23 protein-coding genes and 1 tRNA gene are annotated in these 19852 nt (G+C 65.0%); 13 read left to right on the top strand and 11 right to left on the bottom strand.

Annotation, left to right across the window (positions count from 1 at the left end; genetic code table 11):
• Window positions 1–447: 447 nt before the first annotated feature.
• Entirely contained in the window at window positions 448–663 is a 216-nt protein-coding gene (locus ACIQ2E_RS02460; protein ID WP_398325657.1) for a hypothetical protein, read from the bottom strand.
• A gap of 126 nt (window positions 664–789) precedes the next feature.
• On the opposite strand from ACIQ2E_RS02460, the gene ACIQ2E_RS02455 reads away from it, so the two are divergent.
• Window positions 790–1110, top strand: a complete 321-nt coding sequence (locus ACIQ2E_RS02455) for a hypothetical protein (RefSeq protein ID WP_398325654.1) — start codon at window positions 790–792, stop codon at window positions 1108–1110.
• 15 nt (window positions 1111–1125) lie between these two features.
• On the opposite strand, the gene ACIQ2E_RS02450 is transcribed toward ACIQ2E_RS02455, so the two are convergent.
• Window positions 1126–1440, bottom strand: a complete 315-nt coding sequence (locus tag ACIQ2E_RS02450) for a hypothetical protein (RefSeq protein ID WP_398325651.1) — start codon at window positions 1438–1440, stop codon at window positions 1126–1128.
• Window positions 1441–1622: 182 nt separating this feature from the next.
• Here ACIQ2E_RS02450 and ACIQ2E_RS02445 point away from each other — a divergent pair, with 182 nt between their 5' ends.
• From ACIQ2E_RS02445 to ACIQ2E_RS02430, 4 genes are all read left to right on the top strand, one after another.
• A complete protein-coding gene (locus ACIQ2E_RS02445; protein WP_398325648.1) occupies window positions 1623–1919 on the top strand; it encodes a hypothetical protein in 297 nt (98 codons plus the stop codon).
• Between the two features lie 10 nt (window positions 1920–1929).
• Window positions 1930–2604: a cupin domain-containing protein gene (locus tag ACIQ2E_RS02440; RefSeq protein WP_398325645.1), complete on the top strand. Its 675-nt coding sequence runs from the start codon at window positions 1930–1932 to the stop codon at window positions 2602–2604.
• Between the two features lie 24 nt (window positions 2605–2628).
• A complete protein-coding gene (locus ACIQ2E_RS02435; RefSeq protein ID WP_398325643.1) occupies window positions 2629–2850 on the top strand; it encodes a hypothetical protein in 222 nt (73 codons plus the stop codon).
• Between the two features lie 157 nt (window positions 2851–3007).
• Entirely contained in the window at window positions 3008–4543 is a 1536-nt protein-coding gene (locus ACIQ2E_RS02430) for a SulP family inorganic anion transporter (protein WP_398325640.1), read from the top strand.
• Window positions 4544–4839: 296 nt separating this feature from the next.
• Here ACIQ2E_RS02430 and ACIQ2E_RS02425 read toward each other — a convergent pair whose 3' ends face one another.
• Window positions 4840–5502: a hypothetical protein gene (locus ACIQ2E_RS02425; RefSeq protein ID WP_398325637.1), complete on the bottom strand. Its 663-nt coding sequence runs from the start codon at window positions 5500–5502 to the stop codon at window positions 4840–4842.
• Window positions 5503–5604: 102 nt separating this feature from the next.
• Here ACIQ2E_RS02425 and ACIQ2E_RS02420 point away from each other — a divergent pair, with 102 nt between their 5' ends.
• Window positions 5605–6804 carry a sirohydrochlorin chelatase gene (locus tag ACIQ2E_RS02420; RefSeq protein WP_398325634.1) on the top strand — a complete coding sequence of 400 codons (1200 nt, stop codon included), beginning with the start codon at window positions 5605–5607 and terminating at the stop codon, window positions 6802–6804.
• 383 nt (window positions 6805–7187) lie between these two features.
• On the top strand, window positions 7188–7508 hold the full coding sequence (locus tag ACIQ2E_RS02415) for a DUF2811 domain-containing protein (RefSeq protein ID WP_398325631.1): 321 nt from the start codon (window positions 7188–7190) through the stop codon (window positions 7506–7508).
• 155 nt (window positions 7509–7663) lie between these two features.
• On the opposite strand, the gene ACIQ2E_RS02410 is transcribed toward ACIQ2E_RS02415, so the two are convergent.
• The 3 genes from ACIQ2E_RS02410 to ACIQ2E_RS02400 form a co-directional block, all read right to left on the bottom strand.
• Window positions 7664–9310 carry a GMC oxidoreductase gene (locus ACIQ2E_RS02410; protein ID WP_398325628.1) on the bottom strand — a complete coding sequence of 549 codons (1647 nt, stop codon included), beginning with the start codon at window positions 9308–9310 and terminating at the stop codon, window positions 7664–7666.
• Complete coding sequence (locus tag ACIQ2E_RS02405; RefSeq protein WP_398325625.1) at window positions 9310–9525, bottom strand: hypothetical protein; 216 nt, start codon at window positions 9523–9525, stop codon at window positions 9310–9312. Before ACIQ2E_RS02405 ends, ACIQ2E_RS02410 begins: the two co-directional genes overlap by 1 nt.
• A gap of 117 nt (window positions 9526–9642) precedes the next feature.
• Window positions 9643–9719: transfer RNA gene (locus ACIQ2E_RS02400), tRNA-Met, on the bottom strand.
• Window positions 9720–9781: 62 nt separating this feature from the next.
• Between ACIQ2E_RS02400 and ACIQ2E_RS02395 the strand changes: the two genes are divergently transcribed.
• Window positions 9782–10498, top strand: coding sequence for a transaldolase family protein (locus ACIQ2E_RS02395; RefSeq protein ID WP_398325622.1), 717 nt, complete (start codon window positions 9782–9784; stop codon window positions 10496–10498).
• A 158-nt stretch (window positions 10499–10656) separates the two neighbouring features.
• Here the strand turns inward: ACIQ2E_RS02395 and ACIQ2E_RS02390 are convergent, their stop codons facing one another.
• From ACIQ2E_RS02390 to ACIQ2E_RS02375, 4 genes are read right to left on the bottom strand one after another with little or no spacing between them, the layout of a single operon-like run.
• Entirely contained in the window at window positions 10657–11637 is a 981-nt protein-coding gene (locus tag ACIQ2E_RS02390) for an asparaginase (protein ID WP_398325619.1), read from the bottom strand.
• Window positions 11638–11658: 21 nt separating this feature from the next.
• Window positions 11659–12192, bottom strand: coding sequence for a CGLD27 family protein (locus ACIQ2E_RS02385; protein WP_398325616.1), 534 nt, complete (start codon window positions 12190–12192; stop codon window positions 11659–11661).
• A gap of 13 nt (window positions 12193–12205) precedes the next feature.
• Window positions 12206–12658, bottom strand: a complete 453-nt coding sequence (gene rsfS / locus ACIQ2E_RS02380; RefSeq protein WP_398325613.1) for a ribosome silencing factor — start codon at window positions 12656–12658, stop codon at window positions 12206–12208.
• On the bottom strand, window positions 12651–13286 hold the full coding sequence (locus tag ACIQ2E_RS02375; protein ID WP_010309735.1) for a DUF3318 domain-containing protein: 636 nt from the start codon (window positions 13284–13286) through the stop codon (window positions 12651–12653). The genes rsfS and ACIQ2E_RS02375 overlap by 8 nt, the downstream gene beginning before the upstream one ends.
• A gap of 82 nt (window positions 13287–13368) precedes the next feature.
• Between ACIQ2E_RS02375 and carB the strand changes: the two genes are divergently transcribed.
• Window positions 13369–16662 (top strand): carbamoyl-phosphate synthase large subunit, encoded by a 3294-nt coding sequence (gene carB, locus ACIQ2E_RS02370; RefSeq protein WP_398325609.1) that lies wholly within the window; start codon window positions 13369–13371, stop codon window positions 16660–16662.
• Window positions 16663–16675: 13 nt separating this feature from the next.
• Here carB and ACIQ2E_RS02365 read toward each other — a convergent pair whose 3' ends face one another.
• Window positions 16676–16873, bottom strand: coding sequence for a hypothetical protein (locus ACIQ2E_RS02365; RefSeq protein WP_398325606.1), 198 nt, complete (start codon window positions 16871–16873; stop codon window positions 16676–16678).
• Window positions 16874–17000: 127 nt separating this feature from the next.
• Between ACIQ2E_RS02365 and ACIQ2E_RS02360 the strand changes: the two genes are divergently transcribed.
• The 4 genes from ACIQ2E_RS02360 (at window position 17001) to ACIQ2E_RS02345 (ending at window position 19837) form a co-directional block, all read left to right on the top strand.
• Window positions 17001–17336, top strand: coding sequence for a nucleotidyltransferase family protein (locus ACIQ2E_RS02360; protein ID WP_398325603.1), 336 nt, complete (start codon window positions 17001–17003; stop codon window positions 17334–17336).
• Entirely contained in the window at window positions 17333–17677 is a 345-nt protein-coding gene (locus ACIQ2E_RS02355; protein ID WP_398325600.1) for a HEPN domain-containing protein, read from the top strand. The genes ACIQ2E_RS02360 and ACIQ2E_RS02355 overlap by 4 nt, the downstream gene beginning before the upstream one ends.
• Before the next feature lie 85 nt (window positions 17678–17762).
• Complete coding sequence (locus tag ACIQ2E_RS02350; protein ID WP_398325597.1) at window positions 17763–18440, top strand: DUF3386 domain-containing protein; 678 nt, start codon at window positions 17763–17765, stop codon at window positions 18438–18440.
• Between the two features lie 50 nt (window positions 18441–18490).
• Window positions 18491–19837, top strand: coding sequence for an alanine/glycine:cation symporter family protein (locus ACIQ2E_RS02345; protein ID WP_398325594.1), 1347 nt, complete (start codon window positions 18491–18493; stop codon window positions 19835–19837).
• Window positions 19838–19852: the final 15 nt, after the last annotated feature.

The raw sequence follows: 19852 nt of genomic DNA, 5'->3' as shown, positions 1-19852 counted from the left end.
CCCGCAATGTCTCTGTCTGCTGGCTTCAGCTTGCTTTCAACGCCCCTCGCGCACAGCTTCAGCTTTTTCCGCGCGTTCAGCGCCAACGTTGCTTGTGCCGTGCTGGTGCCAGGGTGATGGATTGTCAGCCGCCTCCAAGGTTCCAGCCTGCTGAGTGCTGTCAGGCAGAGCTTGATTCCGGATCAGCTGTTGTCGAACACCTCGCTGTCGACGCTGATATTCCAGGTGCGATTCAATATCGAACCGGCCTCAGATCTCCGCTCGTCATGACTGTCTACCGGGGCCTCCGCTCTGCCGGCTTCTGATAGCGCACCAAGCCGGCTTGCTCAAGCAAAGCAGGAGCATTTCTGCTCAGGTCAGCTCTTGGAGTGATCTTCGCTCGCTCACTACAACCGACCAGTTGCCCTCCGGTGGCAGGGCCGGGATGTGAGGCCCGCCAGGTGCTGTTCAAGTCGTTTCTATGCTGCTTGCAGGATTCGGCTGATCGGGGTTTGGCTTGCGCGCGGCGATCAAGCGCCGCGCAGGACCTGCCGCCACTTCGCCCACGAGCACGGCGGTGCCGATCATCAGCAGGACGCGTGCAGCGCTGGCAATCATGTGGAGGGCGATCTCTTGGGCGCTCAACACGTCGGGGTGGCTGCTCTGGGATGTGGTGTGGGTCATGGCTGACTCCCTTGTGATCCAGTCCTAAGAACGCGAACCCGGTAACCCTTCCCTTGCAGCGCCGATGCAGCATCGGTGCGGCCCTGAGCACGACGTGCTTGCTTCCTTCCCCGCCGCTGTGCGTGGATGGTTGTTCTTCTCAAGCGGATGACACCCGAGCTCGCCGCCTGTGTTCTGGAGGGCTTGCTGCTGCTCCATGAGGAGTTGTCGGTTGATCCCGAAGCGCCTTGGTATGTGGGCACCCCGGATCAGACCCAGGTTCTTCACGACGAGCTCTGGATGTTGGCCGGGACCATCACACCAGCTTCGAGCGCTGCCCTCGTGGCTGCCTGGTATGCCGAGGGCCGCTCGAGCCTTTTGCCAGTGGCCTGCACCGGTGAACTGGTGAGCAGCCGGCATCTGGCGGGAGCGGGCGCGACCATCGCCTGCACTGCGGAATCCACCTGAGGTCTGGCTTGCCTTTCAGGTCAGCAGTTGCACGGATCCTCGATCGCGGCAGCGCAGCTGGGCTCGCACCGCCAGGCGGCCATCGCGTCGGCACCAGCGGAAGTGCTGCACGACGCCTTGATGCCACAGCCATCCCTCAGCCCGGCCCCGCCGCTGATCCCAGTGCCACTCCAGCAGCTCGCTGGTGCCGTGGCCGTTGGCCTGTAGCGCCGCTCGAAGCGCCAGGCCGACCGGGGTGGGGCGCAGCCGATCGCAGCACTGCCCGAGCAGTTCCGGCGGCAGCGGACGGTTGAGAACCCAGGCGCTGAGCCGCTGGAGCAATGGTGCCATCGGGCTGATGCTGGTGCCTTCTGGCATGGAGCCTGAGCAGCTGTCTCCACCATGGAGGCGGAGGCGCGAAATCGGCAACGTTGCCGAAATCATTCGCTTCACCCCAGCGGTACAACGCTACCCGCCGCCGCTCACAGCCCAGTGACGCGGCTCGCCAAAGTGCAACCAGTGTTGGAGCCGCGATGGAGCCCTCCCGTGAGCAGATCCTTGCCGCTTCAGCGGGTTGGGTGGCCGTGGTGCTGAATGTGGTGCCGGGCCTGGGCGCTGGTTATCTCTATCAGCGCCGCTGGCGGGCCTACTGGATCACCTCAGCCCTGGCCACGGCCTGGTTTGTGGCGGGTGCTGTGCTGGCTCAAAACGCCGATGCGGCCGCTGAAGCCCAGAACCAACTGGTGGGGTTGATCGGCCTCTTGGTGTTGGCTGGTGTGACCGCCACAGAAGCGGGCTTGGCGGTGAAGCGGGTTCGCCAGACCGGATGAGGATCAACCGATGAACCTGCATGGTGATTGGCGCCAACCGGTGGCGCTCCAGTCGGCCGAGCTGCCTTGGGTGGGCTCCCCCTCGCCGGGGGTGGAGCGGCGCCTGCTCGAGCGGATTGGCGATGAGGTGGCGCGGGCCACATCGGTGGTGCGTTATGCAGCGGGCAGCCGTTTTGCTCGGCATAACCACGGCGGCGGTGAGGAGATCCTCGTGCTGGAAGGCACCTTTGAGGATGACCATGGCCTCTATCCCGCCGGCACCTATCTGCGCAATCCGCCGGGATCAGTCCACGCTCCCTTCAGCGAGAGCGGTTGCACGCTGTTGGTGAAGCTGCAGCAGATGCATCCCGAGGATCAGCAGCGCGTGGTGATCGACACCCACGCGGCGGCTTGGCATCCGGGCCTGGTTTCGGGTCTTACGGTGCTGCCGTTGCATGCCTTTGGCAGTGAACAGGTGGCGCTGGTGCGCTGGGCGCCGGGAACCCATTTCCAGACCCACAGCCATCCCGGTGGTGAGGAGATCTTCGTGATCGATGGCGTGTTTCAAGACGAACACGGCACCCATCCCGCCGGCAGTTGGTTGCGCAACCCACCGGGCAGCGTGCACCGCCCCTGGAGTGATGCCGGTTGCACGATCTGGGTGAAAACCGGGCATCTGCCGGCCACTATCTCGCCCTTTGGCTAAAGCGGAAGCATCTGCCCTGATGCGATGAAAGCTCTCTTGCTCGGCTTGCTTGTGCTGGCTGCTGCACCCGCAGCCTTGGCTGAACCGCTACCACCACCACTGGATCCGGCCCCGGTGGTGGCGGAACCCGCCCCCAACCCTGGCTTTGCTTCCGATGTGGAGCTCGCTCGAGACGACCTCACCCGGTTGCAGTGCGGCCTGCTGGGGTTGCTGTTGATCAACTCCCAGCCTTGCCCCGTGCGATGAATCCTGAGCAGCTGCAAAGCCTGCAGGTGCTGGCCTTGTCACTCGTGCCGGTGGTGTTGATCTGGTGGGCCTGGCTGCGGTTGTTGCGCTGAGGCTGCACCCAAGCGCGGCCAGACCTCACTGATAGGGTCCGGCCAGCGGGCGAGGTGATGCGTCGATGGTTTCCCTCAAGCAATGGTGGGACCGGCCCCACCGCGATATCCTCTCCGGACTGGTGGTCGCCTTCGCGATGATCCCGGAGGCGATTGCCTTCTCTGGCGTCGCTGGTGTGGATCCGCGGGTGGGCCTGTTTGGGGCTTTTCTCCTGTCGGTGACGCTGGCAATCGTTGGCGGCCGCACCGCGATGATCACCTCCGCCACCGGCTCCACCGCCCTGTTGATGACGGGCTTGGTGCAGCAGGGCAACGGCCTGGGTGAGGGCATGGGCCTGCAGTACCTGCTGGCGGCGGGCATCCTCACCGGCGTGCTGCAGATCGCCTGGGGCTATATGCGCCTGGCGCACCAGATGCGCTTTGTGCCGCAGCCGGTGATGGCTGGATTTGTGAATGCGCTCGCGATTCTGATCGTTCTGGCGCAGCTGCCCCAGCTGGGGCTGGATGTGTTCCACCCCGAGAAGGTGATCGTGCTCGCCGGCCAGCTGCCTGCGGTGTGGGGCCTGATGGCACTCACCTTGGCGATCATCTATGCGTTGCCCCGCATCACCACCGCCGTGCCATCGGCGCTCGTGGCCATCCTGATCACCACGGGGCTCTCGATGCAGCTGGGGCTGGAGATTCCCACAGTGGCCAGCCTCGGCACCCTGCCCGATGGCCTGCCGCAACTGGGTCTGCCCCAAGTGCCCTTCAACCTGGAAACCCTGGGCCTGATCCTGCCCACGGCCCTGGCGATCTCGCTGGTGGGCCTGATGGAAACCTTCCTCACCCAAGACATCCTCGACGACATCACCGACAGCTCCAGCCACAAGAACGCCGAGGCGCGCGGCCAGGGCATCGGCAACATCGTGAGCTCGCTGTTCGGTGGCATGGCCGGCTGCGCCCTGGTGGGTCAGTCGGTGATGAACGTGGGTTATGGCGGCCGCACACGCCTCTCCACGCTCACCTCAGGCGTGAGCCTGCTGGCGATGATCCTGTTGGCCAGCCGCTGGGTGAATCAGATCCCGATGGCCACGCTCGTGGGCGTGATGATCATGATTGCGATCAACACCGCCAACTGGGGCTCGATCAGCGGCATCCGCCGCATCCCTAAGAGCGACACGGCCGTGATGCTGCTCACCGTGGTGGTGACGGTGCTCACCCACAACCTGGCGGTGGGTCTGCTCTCCGGTGTGGCTCTGGCGGGCATCCTGTTCGGCCGCAAGGTGGCCAAGGTGATCGATGTGGAGAGCGCCTTGGTGGCCCCCGATCACCGCCTTTACACCGTGCGCGGCCAGCTGTTCTTCGTGAGCAGCATCTACTTCCGCCAAGGCTTTGAGCTGCACGAGCACCCAGCCCGGATCACCATCGACATGGCGGAAGCACACATCTGGGATCAGAGCGGCGTTACCGCCCTCGATCAGGTGATCCGCCGCCTCAAGCTTGGTGGAAGCACGGTGGAGGTGCTCAACCTCAATGCCGAAAGCACCGATCTGTTCGCCCGGATCGGCGTGGCGGAAGAGGCCGGCGGCCGCGGCGGGGCGCTGGCGGCGGGGCACTGATCATTCACAGGCTGCGATTCATGCCCATGCTGAGATCGCTTCAAAGTCGCCATCGAATGTCACCGCAGTGGCCTCGTGTTGCAGAGCCGCTGCTGCCTCCAGAAGAGCGAGGCTTTGGGGTCGAGAACGAAGTGCGCAATGAACGGCTTCACCCGAGCTCAACTCCGAGATCGGGTGAAGTCGAGCGACAAACTGCTATCAAGCAGAAGTAGGGATCAGAGGCTTTGAAGCGTCTGATCACGGTCACTTTTGTGGATAACCGTTGCCTGAATCCCGGTATGGCTGGTTTTTGGGGCTCAGGGCATCCAGTCGGCAGGGGGCTCGGGCTTCTCGCTGTCCTTGAGGGAGGGGAACAGCTCGCGGATCGCGCTGGTGATTGTGGCCCGGGCCTGCTGGCGGAAGGCCTCAGCGGTATCGGCGCTGAGCACCGGGTAGGTGGTGTCGGTGTTGCCGTCGCCGCGTAGGGGTTTCCAGCTGGTTTTTTCCCGCTGCTTCAGCTCCTCCAGCGGTGCCACGAAATCAAAGCTGGTGCTGCGGCAGCTGGCTGCAGCCTGAGCCACCAGCTGCTCGCGGATCGGCAGCAGCTCCTTGGCTTTGAGCGTGTCTGGCAGGCCGAGCACCGGCTCGTAGTAATCGATGGCCCGTAGTTCCTCCTGCAGCACCACCGGCCAGGCGCCAACTTCACCCTCCTGTAGCGGTGCGGCCTGCATCGCTTCGAGATAAAAGGCCAGCCAGCGGTAGTGGGATTTGTCTTGGGTGCGCTTCTTCTCGGAGCCCTTGGCCACGATCTTGGGCAGCGCTGCTTCGGCTTTGCGCAGGAACTGGCGGTCTTCCCGCTCGAGGTTGATCGCGCCCCAGCGCTGCCGGTACTCCCAGAGCTCCTCGTAGCGGCGTACGTCCTCAGCGCTCCAGCCCAGCTCCTTCAGTTCGCCAGCTCGGTTGTTCTCGCTCTTCTGCACGCGTGATTGGCTTGCTATGGGCACCCTAGGTGTTGGTACTTCAGTGGCTGCTTGGGGTTTGACTGCCTTGTCCCGATAGGGTCGCATCAGGCACAACCTCCCATGAGCAACCCCGCGCCGAAGCCTGACTGCAACGCCGCCCTTAACGCCGCCCTTAACGCCGTGGAGGGTGGCCCGATTGGGGTGCTGATCTGCGGCCATGGCAGCCGTAATCGTCAGGCGGTGGGTGAGTTCGCCCAATTGGCAGAGGGATTGCGGGCCAAGTTGCCCGGCGTGCCGGTGGAATACGGCTATCTGGAGTTCGCGCGGCCGATCTTGCGCGATGGCCTTGAGAGCCTGCAGGCGCAGGGAGTGAAGCGCGTGCTGGCGGTGCCTGGAATGTTGTTTGCCGCCGGCCACGCCAAGAACGACATCCCCTCGGTGCTCAACACGTTCAGCGCCGAATCCGGTCTGCGAATCGATTACGGCCGGGAGCTGGGGGTGGACCTGAGCATGATGCAGGCCGCCGGTGCCCGGATCCGCGAGGCCCTTGACGCCTCCGATGCCGCCGCGGTGGGCCGTGGGGAAATACCGGTGCCCCTCAGCGACACGCTGCTGGTGGTGGTGGGCCGCGGCTCGTCGGATCCCGATGCCAACTCCAACGTGTCGAAGGTGGCGCGGATGTTGGTGGAGGGCTTCGGGTTTGGCTGGGGCGAAACCGTGTACTCGGGCGTCACCTTCCCGCTGGTGGAGCCGGGCCTGCGCCATGCGGTGAAGCTCGGCTTCCGCCGCATCGTGGTGTTCCCTTATTTCCTGTTTTCGGGGGTGCTGGTGAGTCGCATCCGCCAGCACACGCAGCTGGTGGCGGCTGATCATCCGGAGTTGGAATTTGTGGAGGCCAGCTACCTCGGCGATCACCCGCTGGTGATCAACACCTTCCTGGAGCGCGTGCAGGAGGTGGTGCGCGGCGAAACGCAGATGAACTGCTCGCTCTGTAAGTACCGCGCCCAGGTGCTCGGCTTTGAAACCGAGGTGGGAGCTCCGCAGCAGAGCCACCACCACCACGTGGAGGGCCTGGTGGAGGCCTGCACCCTGTGCGAGCACGAATGCACCGGCGCCTGCCAGCCCGATGGCATCCCGATTCCGCTGGGTCACAGCCATGCACACGGCCACGACCACGACCATCACCACCACGACCATCCCCACGACCACAGCCACGACAGCGGCCACACCCATGCGCCGTATCCCCATGCCGATCACCCCCTTGGTCCGCGCACGCTTTACAAACCGCGGTCGAAACCGGAAGACAACCCAGGGGTTTGAGCAGCTCAATCGTCTCGCTTGCGGGCTGGTCCCACGAGACCCGCAGCCATAAGCCCTGCTGATCGTTTTCGGGATTCCACAGGATCGAGCTGGTTTCCACAGGCGGCTGGAATCTTTTCCACAGGTCGGTTGCGCTCTGGAGCCGGTGCGGGCCTGTTCTGTGGATTGCGCCATTTCGTTCAGGGCGCGCTTGACAGGCTTCCTGTCACGGCTAGGGATGTTTCAGGGAGGGCTGCCAGCTGGAGCAGGCTGCTGGAAGGGAGAGCTGTCTCAGTGCGTCTCGGGGTGGTTTTGAGCTGAATGCGCTCCTTTGACGCGGCCCGCACCGGTGTGGATTGATGGCTGCACCGACGGATGGAGATCGCTTGGAGCCTGAGCAGCCGATGCAGCTGAAATCGAATCCCGTGGATGGGATCGCACGGGCTGCTGCTGAAGTCGCCGACGCCGACCGCGGTGCGCGCGATCACCTCAGCCGTTGCCTCGGCCGAGACGACGCCAGCGGTGCCGCTCGCATCAGCCTCGAGGCCGAGGTGCCCGAAGCCCTGTTTGATGGCATGCGCGCCTTCTTGAGCAGCCGCCCCGAGTGGGATCAATACCGCGTGATCACCTCAGCGCTTGCCGGTTTCCTTTTTCAGAACGGCTGCAGCGATCGCTGCGTGGCGCAGCACTATCTCAACGGCTTGTTCATGAAGCCGGGTGAGTGAGTTGCCCGCGCTAGGAGCACACAAAAAAGCGGGAGTGCCGAGCTCCCGCCTGGTGTTTCTCCCTTGCCCGACCCGTTGAAAGGTCGCTCCCACAGTGTGCGGGGCCCAGGCAACCGCCGATGTGGTGGTTGACACCAAAGCGCAGCCCGCGTCAGCTAAAGCTCACCACGTTTTAAGGCTTCTGCGGCGTGTTGATTGGCCCGCCAGCTCAGGGCCATTGTGGTGAGCGTGGGACTCTGCCAGCCGGCGCTGGGCCAGGCGCTGCCATCACACACCAGCAGGTTGGGGGTGCGCCACAGCTGATTCCAGGGGTTGAGCACGCCTTCCGCTTCGCTGGCGGCCATCGGCGCGCCCCCCAGCTCGTGGATGTAGTAGCCCGGGGGGGCAGCACCGGGTGCCATCGCCAGGCTGCCGCGCACCAGCGGTTCGATCAGCGGCATCACAAACAGATCTGCCAGGGGCGCGATCTGGCCCCCTGCGCTGCTCACCACCGCCTGCATCCGTGTCTGCATGTGCTGCACCATGCGCTGCTCGTTGCTGCTCCAGCGGCAGTCGATGTGGGCGATGGGGATACCCCAGGCGTCGCAGCGCTTGGCGTGCAGGCTCACCCGGTTGTGCACACGGCTCAGCACTTCGCCGTGGCCAATCAGAAAGCCCACCGCGGCGTTGGGCTGTCGCTTGAGCAGCTGCGGCGGGTCAAAGCGTTGGATGCCGCACCAGAGGCCATAGCCGCGGAGGAAATCGGTGGTGTCATCGCCATTGGCAGCCGCTAGGTCACCCAGATTCACGGTGTTGGGGATGAAGCAGCTCCCGGCTCCCGAGAGCTCGGTGGCCCCCGGCGGGGGCTGCTCTGGCAGGGCGAAGAAACAGCTGGCCGACACGTGATCCATCAGCCCCTGTCCCAGCAGGCCGCTCACCTCCTCAAGGCCCCCCACCTGCTGGGAGTGGAGCAGCAGCCGCAGACTTTCGATCGTGGAGGCGCACAGCACCACCAACAGCGCCTGAGTGACGTGGCGTTGACGCGTGCGCGCGTGGATCCATTCCACGCCCGTGGCTCGGCCGCTGCGCTGATCCACCTGCACATGGCTCACCACCGCCTCGCTTTGCAGCTGCACCCGGCCTGTAGCTAGCGCAGCCTTGAGCGCTCCCCCCTGGGAGCAGGAGCGCGGCCAGGGTCCGTCCGCTGGTTTGCGCAGCGCAAAGCCGCGGGAGGGGATCAGCGGCAGGTTGAGCTCGCGTTGGATGCAGCGCTGCAGGTGCTGCTCGGCCGGTGTGAGGGGAAGAGCCGGTTGCGGTGCGCCTGTGGGGTCGGGCAGTTGCGGCAGCCCATCGCACTGTCCGTGGATCTGGAGAAGCGCCTCGAGCTGCTCGTAGAAGGGCGCCAGATCGGCATGGCGGATTGGCCAAGGGCGGCCGTGGCCGTCGCGCACGGCGGCTTGAAATTCGGCGTCGGAGAGGCGCAGGGTGATGCCGCCCCAGGTGAGGCTCTTGCCGCCCACCTGGCGGCCGCGGGTCCAGAGGAACGGCTGCCCGTCCGGGGTGCTGTAGGGGTTCTGCCGTTCGTCGACGTAGAGATCGGGATTGGCCTTCCAGTAGCCAGGATGCTGCGCCGCCAGGCTCTGTCGGCCGCTGCTCACAGCCGCCAGCCGCTTGAGGCTGTTGGCCGGCTCACTGCCGAAGGCGCGGGGGGCGCTGAATTCGGGGCCAGCTTCGAGCACCAACACCTGCAGACCAGCCTGGGCGAGGGCCAGGGCAGCCACGCCGCCACTGGCGCCACTGCCTACCACGATCGCGTCGGCCATCAGGAGGGGGTGGCCGTGCGCTCGCTGGTGACGCTCGCCACCAGGCTGCGCAGCGCCAGCAGGCCATCCCCGATCAGATCCACGCTCAGCCACACGAGTGCTGCTGCCAGGATCAGCGGGTCGGCGCTGGCAGCTTTCTGAGCCGCGGCGGCCACGGCGTTGGTGGCCTGAGCCGGCGTGGTGGCGGGGGTTGGAGTGGGGTTGGCGCTGTCCAAGGGCTGGCGTTGCAGAACGGCGAAAGTGGGTCGCGATTCAAGGACGGTCAGCTCATCGGCGTTGCCTTGAACATCAAAAAGCCCCGACCGATCTTGCGATGGCCGGGGCTTTTGGTTTGGTGGCGGGGGGCGGATTTGAACCACCGACCTTCGGGTTATGAGCCCGACGAGCTACCAGACTGCTCTACCCCGCGGCGACCTCAAAAGCATACACCGCAGGGTGTCTTGGCCGCTTGCGTTCGTTGTGAACGGCAGCATGGGGCTTCCTCGACCCGGGTCGCAGCCCGACCTGTTCCTGCCGATGGCGTTGCGTTTGCTGCTCGATAGCGCTGATCCGGCCGCCTGGGCCGAATGGCTGCCTTCGGGCCTGTTCCGCGGCGTCACCACCAACCCAACGCTGCTGCGCCGAGCCGGTCAGCCCTGCAGCCTCGAGCATCTGGCGCTGCTCACGGCCAGAGCGATCGACGGTGGAGTGCAGGAGTTGCACCTGCAGGCCTGGGGCTCTGATGTTCTGGCTTGCGGCCGCGCTCTCTTCGCGTTAGCCCCCGGCCGCATCTGGGTGAAGTTGCCGATCACCCGCGCCGGTGCGGCTGCCGCCCGCAGCCTGATCGCTGAAGGCTGCCCCGTTACGTTCACCGCTTGCTACGAGCCAGCTCAGGTGCTGTTGGCGGCTGCCCTCGGCGCCGACTACATCGCCCCCTACCTCGGACGCATCACCGACCTGGGCCGCGACGGTCACTCCGAGCTCATCCGCATGCAGCGCATCGTGGAGGGCGCCGCACAGTCCGCCCAAGAGGGGCTTCAGTTGCGCTTGCTCGTCGCCAGTCTCCGCTCCACCGAAGATCTGGCTCGCCTGGCGGCTGAGGGCCTAAACACCTTCACCATCAGTCCCGCGATCGCTGCGGAGCTCTTCGCTGTGGAGCCCACCCTGGCGGCCGCGGCTCAGTTCGAACGCGATGCCGTAGGCGGCTGAGTGGCCTGCCTGGGTGGGGGTGTGTTGTTTGGGCTGGTGTCCGGGTCTGGATATCCATGGATATCCGCCTTCGGACACTCGCTCTTCGGGTACTTGCTCTTCGGATACTCGCTGCAGCCAACGCCGGCCTACGGCCGGCAGACCCATGGCCGAGGGCTCTAGCGGCCGTTGTCGAAGCGCAGTTCGCCGTTCACCTCGAGCTTCACGCTTTCGTTGGGATGCAAGAACTGTTGGCCAAGGGCTTCGAGGGTGGTGGGCGTGAGCCACTCCAGCTGCTGCATCAGGTGCAGGGCCACAGCATGTTTGGCGCGGCTGGCGCCGTCTTCCACCTTGATGGCCAGTCCGAGTCCTTCGCCCACGCGGCTCAGGCATTGGATGCCTTCGGCGCCGCCTTTGCTCAGCACCTGGCCATGGCCGCTGCGCATCACCACCGTGTCGAAGCGGCCTTCGCCAGCCACTAGATCCGGGTGGGCCAGCATCGCCCGGCTCAACCGTTCCAGCTCCGGTTGCTCGCTTGCACCCAGGTGGGCAAACAGCAGCGCCATCTGAGAGAGCTGCAGCTGCAAGGTGGGGGCACCGCAATCGTCACGGGCGGCGAGCAGTTCGGCGGCGGGCATGCCCAGGAGCTCGGCGACGCGCTTCAACACCTGTTGCTGCAGGGGGTGATCCAGTTGCAGATAGCTCTCCAGCGGCCACTGCATGCGTTTGCAGGTGGCCAGGAAGGCCGCGTGTTTGCCAGAGCAGTTGTGCTCCAAGGGGCTGCTTCGCCCTGAGGGCACCGGGCACTGCAGCTGCTCGCTCTCCAGATCCGACTTCCACAGGATCTTGAAGGCCTCACGCGCTTGTTCGGCTTCTCCGGCGTGGGAAGCGCAGGCGATCGCTAGGGCGCGGTCGTCGTGGTTGCCCTGATCGGCGGCCCCGCTGCTCACAAACACCTGGGCCTGGAAGGGCTTGAGAGCGGAGCGGATGAAGCTCAGTTGTTGTGGGTCGCCGGCGCGCATCAGCACGCGGCCGCGTTGGTCGCACACCACCGCATGCACCCGGTGCCGCGACTCATGGATGCCATTGCGGGTGAGACGCACCTCGAGGGGCGGAACGCTCGGGCGTCCGCTGGTTCCGAAGCTGCTCGAGAAGCTCATGCAGGGCTCAGGCCCGATCGCTCACAAAGCCTGACAGAGGCTCGCACCCACCAGCATCAGCGCGGCGGTGATGGCCATCGCCTGCTGCAGCCGCCACAGCACGGGCTTCACCTCGTGGTTGGCCACCAACAGATCCTGTTGGCGCCACTCCACCGGTTTCTCCCACACCTGTCCGTCGTACCAGCCCGATTCCTCGTACTCCACGGCGGTGGCCATCAGGCGGCGCTGCAGGGTGGACCATCCCAGCCACTGCCGCACCAACAGCAACATCGGCACCACCAACCCCGCCACGGCGCCCGCCACCACCAGCTGGGGCAGGTTGTGACGCAGGGGAACGCTGCCGCTGGCCACGAGCATGGTGAGCGGCAGCACGATCAGCCAGGCCCGCATCAGCGGTGTGGCCAGGCCGCGATCGCCGTTATGGGGCCAAACGAAAAACCAGGAGGCCTGAAGCTCCTTGTATTGCTCAAGCGGGCGCTGCTCCCGCGGCACCGGACAAGCAACCCGACTGAGCTCGGGTGACCTTCGATCGGGCGCTGGTTCGGTGCCGGCCATCGGTGGCCCGGCCTCAGGCCGGCTGATCCTGATCCGACCCTAGAAACACCTCCTTCTCGCCGTGGCCCCAGAAGGATTCGAGGTCGTAGTAGCTGCGCTCATCGGGAGTGAGGGCGTGCACGATCACCTCGCCGTAATCCAGCAGAACCCAGCGACCTTCCTTTTGCCCCTCTTTGCGCAGGGGGAGGCGGCCGCCGCTTTCAGCCTCGATCTTGTCTTCCACCGAGCGGGCGATAGCGCGCACCTGCACATCGGAGAAGCCGGTGGCGATCACAAACCAATCGGCGATTGAGGAGATCTCCTCCACCCGTAGCAGCACGATGTCGCCGGCTTTGCGGTCGTCGCAGGCTTCAGCAGCCAGCAGGGCGAGCTGTTTGCTGTTGTCGAGGTTGAGCCGGGGACGGCTGGGATCGGGGCTGGGTTTGGTGGGGCTGGCGGCTTCTGTGGGGTTAACGGCCTCAGCCATACACGTTCTCGCTGCTCACGGATTGACGGGAGCCCTGTTGTTGCGCCATTTCGGCGCGGGCCTTGCCTGCACTCTTGCGCAGCGCCTCCAGCCGGTCTTCGTAGAACCCGCGTTTCTTCTTCTTGCGGGTCTGCTCAACGAGTTCTTTAAGAGCTCCGCCCAGGCTCTTATAGGCATTGGGCAGGCTGTAGCCGAAGCGGCAAGCCAGATCGATCGCGCGCTCGTCGGCGGCGATGGCGTCCTGCAGGCGCTTTTCGGAATTGTTTTTGAGATACAAGCGATACCCGGCGAAGCCGGATAGGCCAAGGGCCATCAGCAGCAGCAGGCCGTCCTGCACCCACAGCTCACCGATGGCACCGCCCAGGCCGATCGCCAGCGCCGCCATTTCCCAGCCGTCGCGGGGCACGGCATCGTTCTGGATGCGGCCCACCTCATGCCAGAAGAGCAGGTTGCGGTGGTCGATTGCCAGCGCATCCCACTTCTGCAGGTCGAGCTGGATCTCCACCTCATCGCGGCCGATCTCCTCGATCGTGATCAGCGGTGGATCAGCTGAAGCGGCGGCTTCCACAAACACCCAGCTCTGCATCTCGGGAGGCAGCAGCCCCTTCAGGCGCTGGAGTTCGCTCATACCGGCTTCGCCACTTGCTTGAAATCAGAGTAGCCGCGCCCACGTGAGAGGGTAGGGAGGTTTGCCCGCCGGACATCCGCCCATGCCCCGTCGCACGGATTTGCGTCGCATCCTGCTGCTGGGTTCCGGGCCGATCGTGATCGGACAGGCCTGCGAGTTCGACTACTCGGGAACCCAGGCCTGCAAGGCCCTTCGGGCTGAGGGTTTTGAGGTGGTGCTGGTGAACAGCAATCCCGCCTCGATCATGACCGATCCAGACATGGCGGATCGCACTTATATCGAGCCGCTCACCCCGGATGTGGTGCGGCGGGTGATCGAGCAGGAGCGCCCCGATGCGCTGCTGCCCACAATGGGCGGCCAGACCGCCTTGAACCTGGCGGTGGCCCTCGCCAAAGACGGAACGCTGGAGAAGTACGGCGTTGAGCTGATCGGCGCCAACCTGCAGGCGATCGAGAAGGCGGAAGACCGCGATCTGTTTAAACAGGCGATGGAGCGCATCGGCGTAGCCGTGTGCCCATCCGGCATCGCCACCACCCTCGAAGAAGCCGAGGCGGTGGGTGAGCAGATCGGCAGCTATCCCCGCATCATTCGCCCTGCCTTCACCCTCGGCGGCAGCGGCGGCGGTATCGCCTACAACCCCGAAGAGTTCCGGGCGATCTGCCTGAGCGGGATCGATGCCAGCCCGGTGAACCAGATCCTGATTGAGAAGTCGCTCCTGGGTTGGAAGGAGTTCGAGCTCGAGGTGATGCGCGACACCGCCGACAACGTGGTGATCGTCTGCTCGATCGAAAACCTCGATCCGATGGGGGTGCACACCGGCGACTCGATCACCGTGGCTCCGGCCCAGACCCTCACCGACCGCGAATACCAGCGGCTGCGCGATCAGGCGATCGCGATCATCCGCGAGATCGGTGTCGACACCGGCGGCAGCAACATCCAGTTCGCGATCAACCCCGCCAACGGCGATGTGATCGTGATCGAGATGAATCCGCGCGTGTCGCGCTCCTCAGCCCTGGCCTCGAAGGCCACTGGTTTCCCGATCGCCAAGATCGCCGCCCGCCTGGCGGTGGGCTACACCCTCGACGAAATCCTCAACGACATCACCGGCAAGACGCCGGCCTGCTTTGAGCCCACCATTGATTACGTGGTGACGAAGGTGCCGCGCTTCGCCTTCGAGAAGTTCCGCGGCAGCCCGGCAGTGCTCACCACGGCGATGAAGTCGGTGGGCGAGGCGATGGCGATCGGCCGCAACTTTGAGGAGTCGTTCCAGAAGGCAATCCGCTCGCTCGAAACCGGTCACGCCGGTTGGGGCTGCGACCGGCCCGATCCCACCCCCGAGCGCTCGGCGCTGGATCGGGAGTTGCGCACGCCCTCGCCCGATCGCATCTTCGCGGTGCGCGCGGCGATGGTGAACGGCTACTCCGATGCCGACATTCACCGCATCTCGGCGATTGATCCCTGGTTCCTCGCCAAGTTGCGGCGGATTATCGAGGCGGAGCAGCGGTGGCTGAAAGGCTCGCGCCTGGAGGATCTCGATGCCGATGCGCTGCTCGCCCTCAAGCAGTTGGGCTTCTCCGACCGTCAGATCGCCTGGGCCACTGGAGCCCAGGAGCTTGCGGTGCGCAACCAACGGCAACGCTTGGGGGTGAATGCGGTATTCAAAACCGTCGACACCTGCGCTGCCGAATTCGCCTCCACCACCCCGTATCACTACGCCACCTACGAGCGTCCACTAGAGCGCCTGCGCGAGGACGGCACGCTTGAGCTGATCGCCCCCGAGAGCGAGGTGCAGCCCGAAACCCGCCGCAAGGTGATGATCCTCGGGGGCGGCCCCAACCGCATCGGCCAGGGCATCGAGTTCGACTATTGCTGCGTGCACGCCTCCTTCGCGTTGCAGGCCGAGGGCTTCGCCACGGTGATGGTGAACTCCAACCCCGAAACTGTGTCGACCGACTACGACACTTCCGATCGCCTCTATTTCGAGCCGCTCACCTTTGAAGACGTGCTCAACGTGATCGAGGCGGAGAAGCCCGAAGGCGTGATCGTGCAGTTCGGCGGCCAGACGCCACTGAAGCTGGCGATCCCGCTGCTGCGTTGGCTCGCCTCGCCTGCAGGTCAGGCCACCGGCACCCGCATCTGGGGTACATCCCCTGAATCGATCGACACGGCGGAAGATCGTGAGCAGTTCGAGGCGATCCTGCGCAAGCTCGAGATCCGCCAGCCCCGCAATGGCCTGGCCCGCAGCGAAGCCGAGGCCCGCGCTGTGGCTGAACGGGTGGGCTACCCGGTGGTGGTGCGCCCCAGCTATGTGCTCGGCGGCCGCGCCATGGAGGTGGTGTACGGCGAGGAGGAGCTCAACCGCTACATGGTGGAGGCGGTGAACGTGGAGCCCGATCATCCGGTGCTGATTGATCAGTACCTCGAGAACGCCACCGAGGTGGATGTGGATGCCCTCTGCGATGCCAGCGGCCGCGTGGTGATCGGTGGCCTGATGGAGCACATCGAACCCGCCGGTGTGCACTCCGGCGACTCGGCTTGCGCCCTGCCGGCGGTGAGCCTGGAGCAGGAAGCGCTCGCCACGATCCGCCAGTGGAGTGAAGCGCTGGCGCTGGCCCTACAGGTGAATGGTCTGATCAACCTGCAGTTCGCCGTTAAAGACGGCCTCGTTTACATCATCGAAGCCAACCCGCGCGCCTCCCGCACGGTGCCGTTTGTGGCGAAAGCCACCGGCGTGCCCCTGGCCAAGGTGGCCAGCCAGATCATGTCGGGCAAGACGCTCGAGCAGATCGGCCTCACCAGCGAACCGGTGCCGCCGCTGCAGGCGGTGAAGGAGGCGGTGCTGCCGTTCAAGCGCTTTCCCGGTGCCGATTCCCTGCTCGGCCCTGAGATGCGCAGCACCGGTGAGGTGATGGGCACGGCCAGCGGTTTCGGTCTGGCCTATGCCAAGGCTGAGCTGGCCGCCAGCGAAGCTCTGCCCACCAGCGGCACCGTGTTCCTCTCCACCCACGACCGCGACAAGCCTGCCCTGCTGCCGGTGGCTCAGCGCCTGGCGGCCCTGGGTTTCCGCCTTGTGGCCACCGAGGGCACCGCCCGCTGGCTCTCCGAAGCGGGCCTCACGGTGGAAGCGGTGCTCAAGGTGCACGAAGGGCGCCCCAACATCGAAGACGCGATCCGCTCCGGCGAAATCCAGCTGGTGATCAACACCCCGGTGGGTCGCCAGGCCGCCCACGACGACAAATACCTGCGCCGCGCCGCCATTGATTACGCCGTCACCACCGTGACCACCCTCGCCGGCGCCCGCGCCGCGGTGGAAGGGATCGCCGCGCTGCAGGGCCAACAGCTGCAGGTGAATGCCCTGCAGGACATCCACGGCTGAGGGGTTAGTCGCCTCACGTCACCCGCGCGTGGGGGATGTTCGGGCTGTGCGGATCGGGCTCGAGTCGCTGGCGGCTGGGGTGAACCGTGAGGTCCATGTCTTCTATGGGCACCGCCCCTAACAGCACGTCGTCTCCCATCACCAGGGCACCCACGAAGCAAAGTTGATCCCCAAGCGCCACCTTCACCGGCCCCACGTAGGGCACGGTCATCGAGCGGCTTGGACGTAACCCATCCCTGATCGGGACCGCTGCAGAAACGCTATCCCCGCTGGGAGGCGCCACGCATCCGTGTGATCACGCAAGCCATCTCTCCTACCCTTGACCCATGCAGTTGGTGTTGAACAACCTGCCCGAAGAGCTTCGGCCAGCGTTGACGCCGGTTCTCGCGCGTGTGATCGCGCAGCTGCAACCGAAGGGTCTCTGGTTATTCGGCAGTTGGGCACGAGGTTCTCAAAGTGCCCGCTCTGATATCGATCTGTTGATTGAGGGTTTCGAGGGCGTTCCTGTCCTGAAGGCCTACGACCAAGCCCTTGAGGCGATTGGAGACTGTCCTCTGCCCGTGCAACCGCTCGTGGCACCTCCATCGCTTCTGGCGCGCCATGGCGATTCTCCGTTCTGGCGATCGGTGAAGGCTGATGCCAAGCCTCTCCTCGCGGGTTCGGTGTTCCCATGAGTCGTGAATCAGCACGTGCTCGCGCCCTGCTCTGGTGGCGTCAGGCCGCGGCGGATCTCAGAGCGTCGGGGGTTCTCGCTCAGGCAGGGGAGTGGAGCCACAGTTGTTTTCAAGCGCAGCAGGCAGCAGAAAAATCCTTGAAGGCCTTGCTGGCTGTTCGGGATCAGGATCTCCGTAGCCACTCACTTCAAGCACGCTTGCGTGAGTTGAGCTCGGAAGCGTCATTGCAATGGGCCTCTCAGGCTCGGACACTCGACAAGCTCTATGCCCCAACCCGCTACCCCGATGCTCTCGGTGATGCGGCATCCATGGATGTGTTCGGTCCTGAGGATGCCGAGTAAGCCATGCAAGCGGCGAAGGCCTTCGTGGACTGGGCAGGCGCCCAGCTCCACCCCGTAGCCTGAAACTCCCGTGCCCGCTATTGCCGTGACCGTCGCCCCTAGCCCCGCCACGATCGCCCCCGGCAGCGATTGCACCGCTGCCTTCCGCGCCGCCTACGAGAACCGCTACACCTGGGCACCCGGTTTTGCGGGCTACAGCGGCCGTTGCGTGTGGGAGCAGGGCGACCAGCGTGTGGAGGGCACCTTCACGGTGGGCGCTGACCTCAAGGCCCAGGTGGAGGGCATCGACAACGAGGAGATCCACAAGGCTGTGGCCTCCCAGCTCTGGGAGGTGTGCATTCACCGCGTGCGCCGCAGCTTCGAGCAGACCCACGGCGAGAACACCTTCACCGCCGGCGATACCGATGCCGTGGGTACCGAGGTGATTGTGGGGGGCAAGAACGCCGGTGATCGCTACCGCATCAAGAACGATGTGGTGACGATGGTGCATCGCCACATCCACGGCACCGTGGTGACGATCTTCACCGAAAGCACCACCGACACCGGCAGCGGCTACCTCAGCCACACCTACAGCAGCCAATACGCCGATCCCGCCAGCGGCGCTGCTCGCGGCGGCAAGAGCACCTTCACTGACACGTTTGAGCCTTTGGCTGGAGAAGGCCCCTGGGTGCTGAGTGAGCGTGTGGTGGACACCGAGGCCTTCGGTGATACCCCGGCCGGGCGCCAGGTGTTCCGTTTCGAAGCTCTCAGCTCCAACAGCTGATTTGCCGCAGATGTGACACGATCCCGCAAGTTTTTGCTGCGGGAGGCCCGTTGAAAGACCTGCTGGATCAAATCAATGGCGTGGTGTGGGGACCGATCACCCTCTGGCTGATCGGCCTAACCGGTCTCTACCTGATGCTCGGGCTGCGTTTCATGCCTCTGCGTCAGATCGGCTTTGCTGTTCGCCAAACCCTGCGCTCCATTCGTCATTCCGGCGGTGAAGGCGATGTGAGTGCCTTTGAGTCGTTGATGACGGCCTTGGCCGCCACGATCGGCACCGGCAATGTGGCGGGCGTGGCGGGTGCCATCGGTGTCGGCGGGCCCGGCGCGGTGTTCTGGATGTGGCTGATCGCTCTGGTTGGCATGGCCACCAAGTACGCCGAGTCACTGCTCGCTGTGCATCACCGCGAGGTTGACGAACTGGGTGAACACGTCGGCGGGCCGATGTATGTGATCCGCAATGGCCTCGGTAAGGGCTGGAACTGGTTGGCGGTGCTCTTCGCCGTGTTCGGAACCCTGGCCGGTTTTGGCATCGGCAATGGTGTGCAGGCCCATGAGTTGGCCAAGGCGCTCAACATCTCCATGGGCATTCCGCCCTTGGCGACCGGCATCGTGTTCGCGGCGATCACCTTTGCGGTGATCATTGGCGGCATCGAGCGCATCGGCCGCGTCGCCTCCGCTGTGGTGCCGTTCATGGCGGTGATCTACGTGGGTGGTGCGGCCACGATCCTGCTTGCCCACATCAGTGAACTCCCTGCAGCCCTGGCACTGATTTGCCGCGATGCATTCAGTGCCCAGGCCTTGGCTGGCGGGGCCATCGGAGTGATGATCCAAAAGGGAATCGCTCGAGGCGTGTTTTCCAACGAAGCGGGTCTCGGTACGGCACCGATTGCTCAGGCCGCGGCCAAGCCCGGTGATCCGGTGCTGCAGGGCTCAGTCGCCATGCTCGGCACCTTCATTGACACGATCATCGTGTGCACGATGACGGCGCTGGTGATCGTGACGAGTGGTGCCTGGATGCCGATCGAGGGAGCTGATACGCCAACCGGCGTGGCACTCACCATGGCTGCATTCGATTGGGGTCTGCCCGGTGGCGCCTGGCTGGTGACCTTCGGCACGGTGTTCTTCACCGCTACCACGATCCTGGGCTGGGGCTACTACAGCGAGCGCTGCCTCGAATTCCTGGTGGGAGTGAAGGGGATCAAGCCGTTCCGCCTCGTGTGGGTGGCCGTGGTGGTGATCGGTGCGGTGGCCAGCTTCGATTTGGTGTGGACCGTCGCCGACATCCTTAATGGCCTGATGGCGATCCCCAACCTGATCAGCCTGCTGCTGCTCAGCGGCACCGTGTTTCAGCTCACCCGCCGCTACGACTTCAGCGCCGCCCGATTCCTAGATTGAGCTGTTCTAGAGCGG

It is taken from the genome of Vulcanococcus sp. (assembly GCF_044369115.1).
Taxonomy (GTDB): domain Bacteria; phylum Cyanobacteriota; class Cyanobacteriia; order PCC-6307; family Cyanobiaceae; genus Vulcanococcus.
The sequence above is the reverse complement of the archived record's forward strand: the minus strand, read 5'-3'. Positions and strand labels throughout refer to the sequence as shown.

What these genes read in the sequence shown, in the direction of transcription:
- ACIQ2E_RS02460 (WP_398325657.1), bottom strand. Translation starts at nt 663, where the DNA reads ATGACCCACACCACATCCCAGAGCAGCCACCCCGACGTGTTGAGCGCC.
- ACIQ2E_RS02455 (WP_398325654.1), top strand. Translation starts at nt 790, where the DNA reads ATGGTTGTTCTTCTCAAGCGGATGACACCCGAGCTCGCCGCCTGTGTT.
- ACIQ2E_RS02450 (WP_398325651.1), bottom strand. Translation starts at nt 1,440, where the DNA reads ATGGCACCATTGCTCCAGCGGCTCAGCGCCTGGGTTCTCAACCGTCCG.
- ACIQ2E_RS02445 (WP_398325648.1), top strand. Translation starts at nt 1,623, where the DNA reads ATGGAGCCCTCCCGTGAGCAGATCCTTGCCGCTTCAGCGGGTTGGGTG.
- ACIQ2E_RS02440 (WP_398325645.1), top strand. Translation starts at nt 1,930, where the DNA reads ATGAACCTGCATGGTGATTGGCGCCAACCGGTGGCGCTCCAGTCGGCC.
- ACIQ2E_RS02435 (WP_398325643.1), top strand. Translation starts at nt 2,629, where the DNA reads ATGAAAGCTCTCTTGCTCGGCTTGCTTGTGCTGGCTGCTGCACCCGCA.
- ACIQ2E_RS02430 (WP_398325640.1), top strand. Translation starts at nt 3,008, where the DNA reads ATGGTTTCCCTCAAGCAATGGTGGGACCGGCCCCACCGCGATATCCTC.
- ACIQ2E_RS02420 (WP_398325634.1), top strand. Translation starts at nt 5,605, where the DNA reads ATGAGCAACCCCGCGCCGAAGCCTGACTGCAACGCCGCCCTTAACGCC.
- ACIQ2E_RS02415 (WP_398325631.1), top strand. Translation starts at nt 7,188, where the DNA reads ATGCAGCTGAAATCGAATCCCGTGGATGGGATCGCACGGGCTGCTGCT.
- ACIQ2E_RS02410 (WP_398325628.1), bottom strand. Translation starts at nt 9,310, where the DNA reads ATGGCCGACGCGATCGTGGTAGGCAGTGGCGCCAGTGGCGGCGTGGCT.
- ACIQ2E_RS02395 (WP_398325622.1), top strand. Translation starts at nt 9,782, where the DNA reads ATGGGGCTTCCTCGACCCGGGTCGCAGCCCGACCTGTTCCTGCCGATG.
- ACIQ2E_RS02390 (WP_398325619.1), bottom strand. Translation starts at nt 11,637, where the DNA reads ATGAGCTTCTCGAGCAGCTTCGGAACCAGCGGACGCCCGAGCGTTCCG.
- ACIQ2E_RS02385 (WP_398325616.1), bottom strand. Translation starts at nt 12,192, where the DNA reads ATGGCCGGCACCGAACCAGCGCCCGATCGAAGGTCACCCGAGCTCAGT.
- rsfS (WP_398325613.1), bottom strand. Translation starts at nt 12,658, where the DNA reads ATGGCTGAGGCCGTTAACCCCACAGAAGCCGCCAGCCCCACCAAACCC.
- ACIQ2E_RS02375 (WP_010309735.1), bottom strand. Translation starts at nt 13,286, where the DNA reads ATGAGCGAACTCCAGCGCCTGAAGGGGCTGCTGCCTCCCGAGATGCAG.
- carB (WP_398325609.1), top strand. Translation starts at nt 13,369, where the DNA reads ATGCCCCGTCGCACGGATTTGCGTCGCATCCTGCTGCTGGGTTCCGGG.
- ACIQ2E_RS02365 (WP_398325606.1), bottom strand. Translation starts at nt 16,873, where the DNA reads ATGACCGTGCCCTACGTGGGGCCGGTGAAGGTGGCGCTTGGGGATCAA.
- ACIQ2E_RS02355 (WP_398325600.1), top strand. Translation starts at nt 17,333, where the DNA reads ATGAGTCGTGAATCAGCACGTGCTCGCGCCCTGCTCTGGTGGCGTCAG.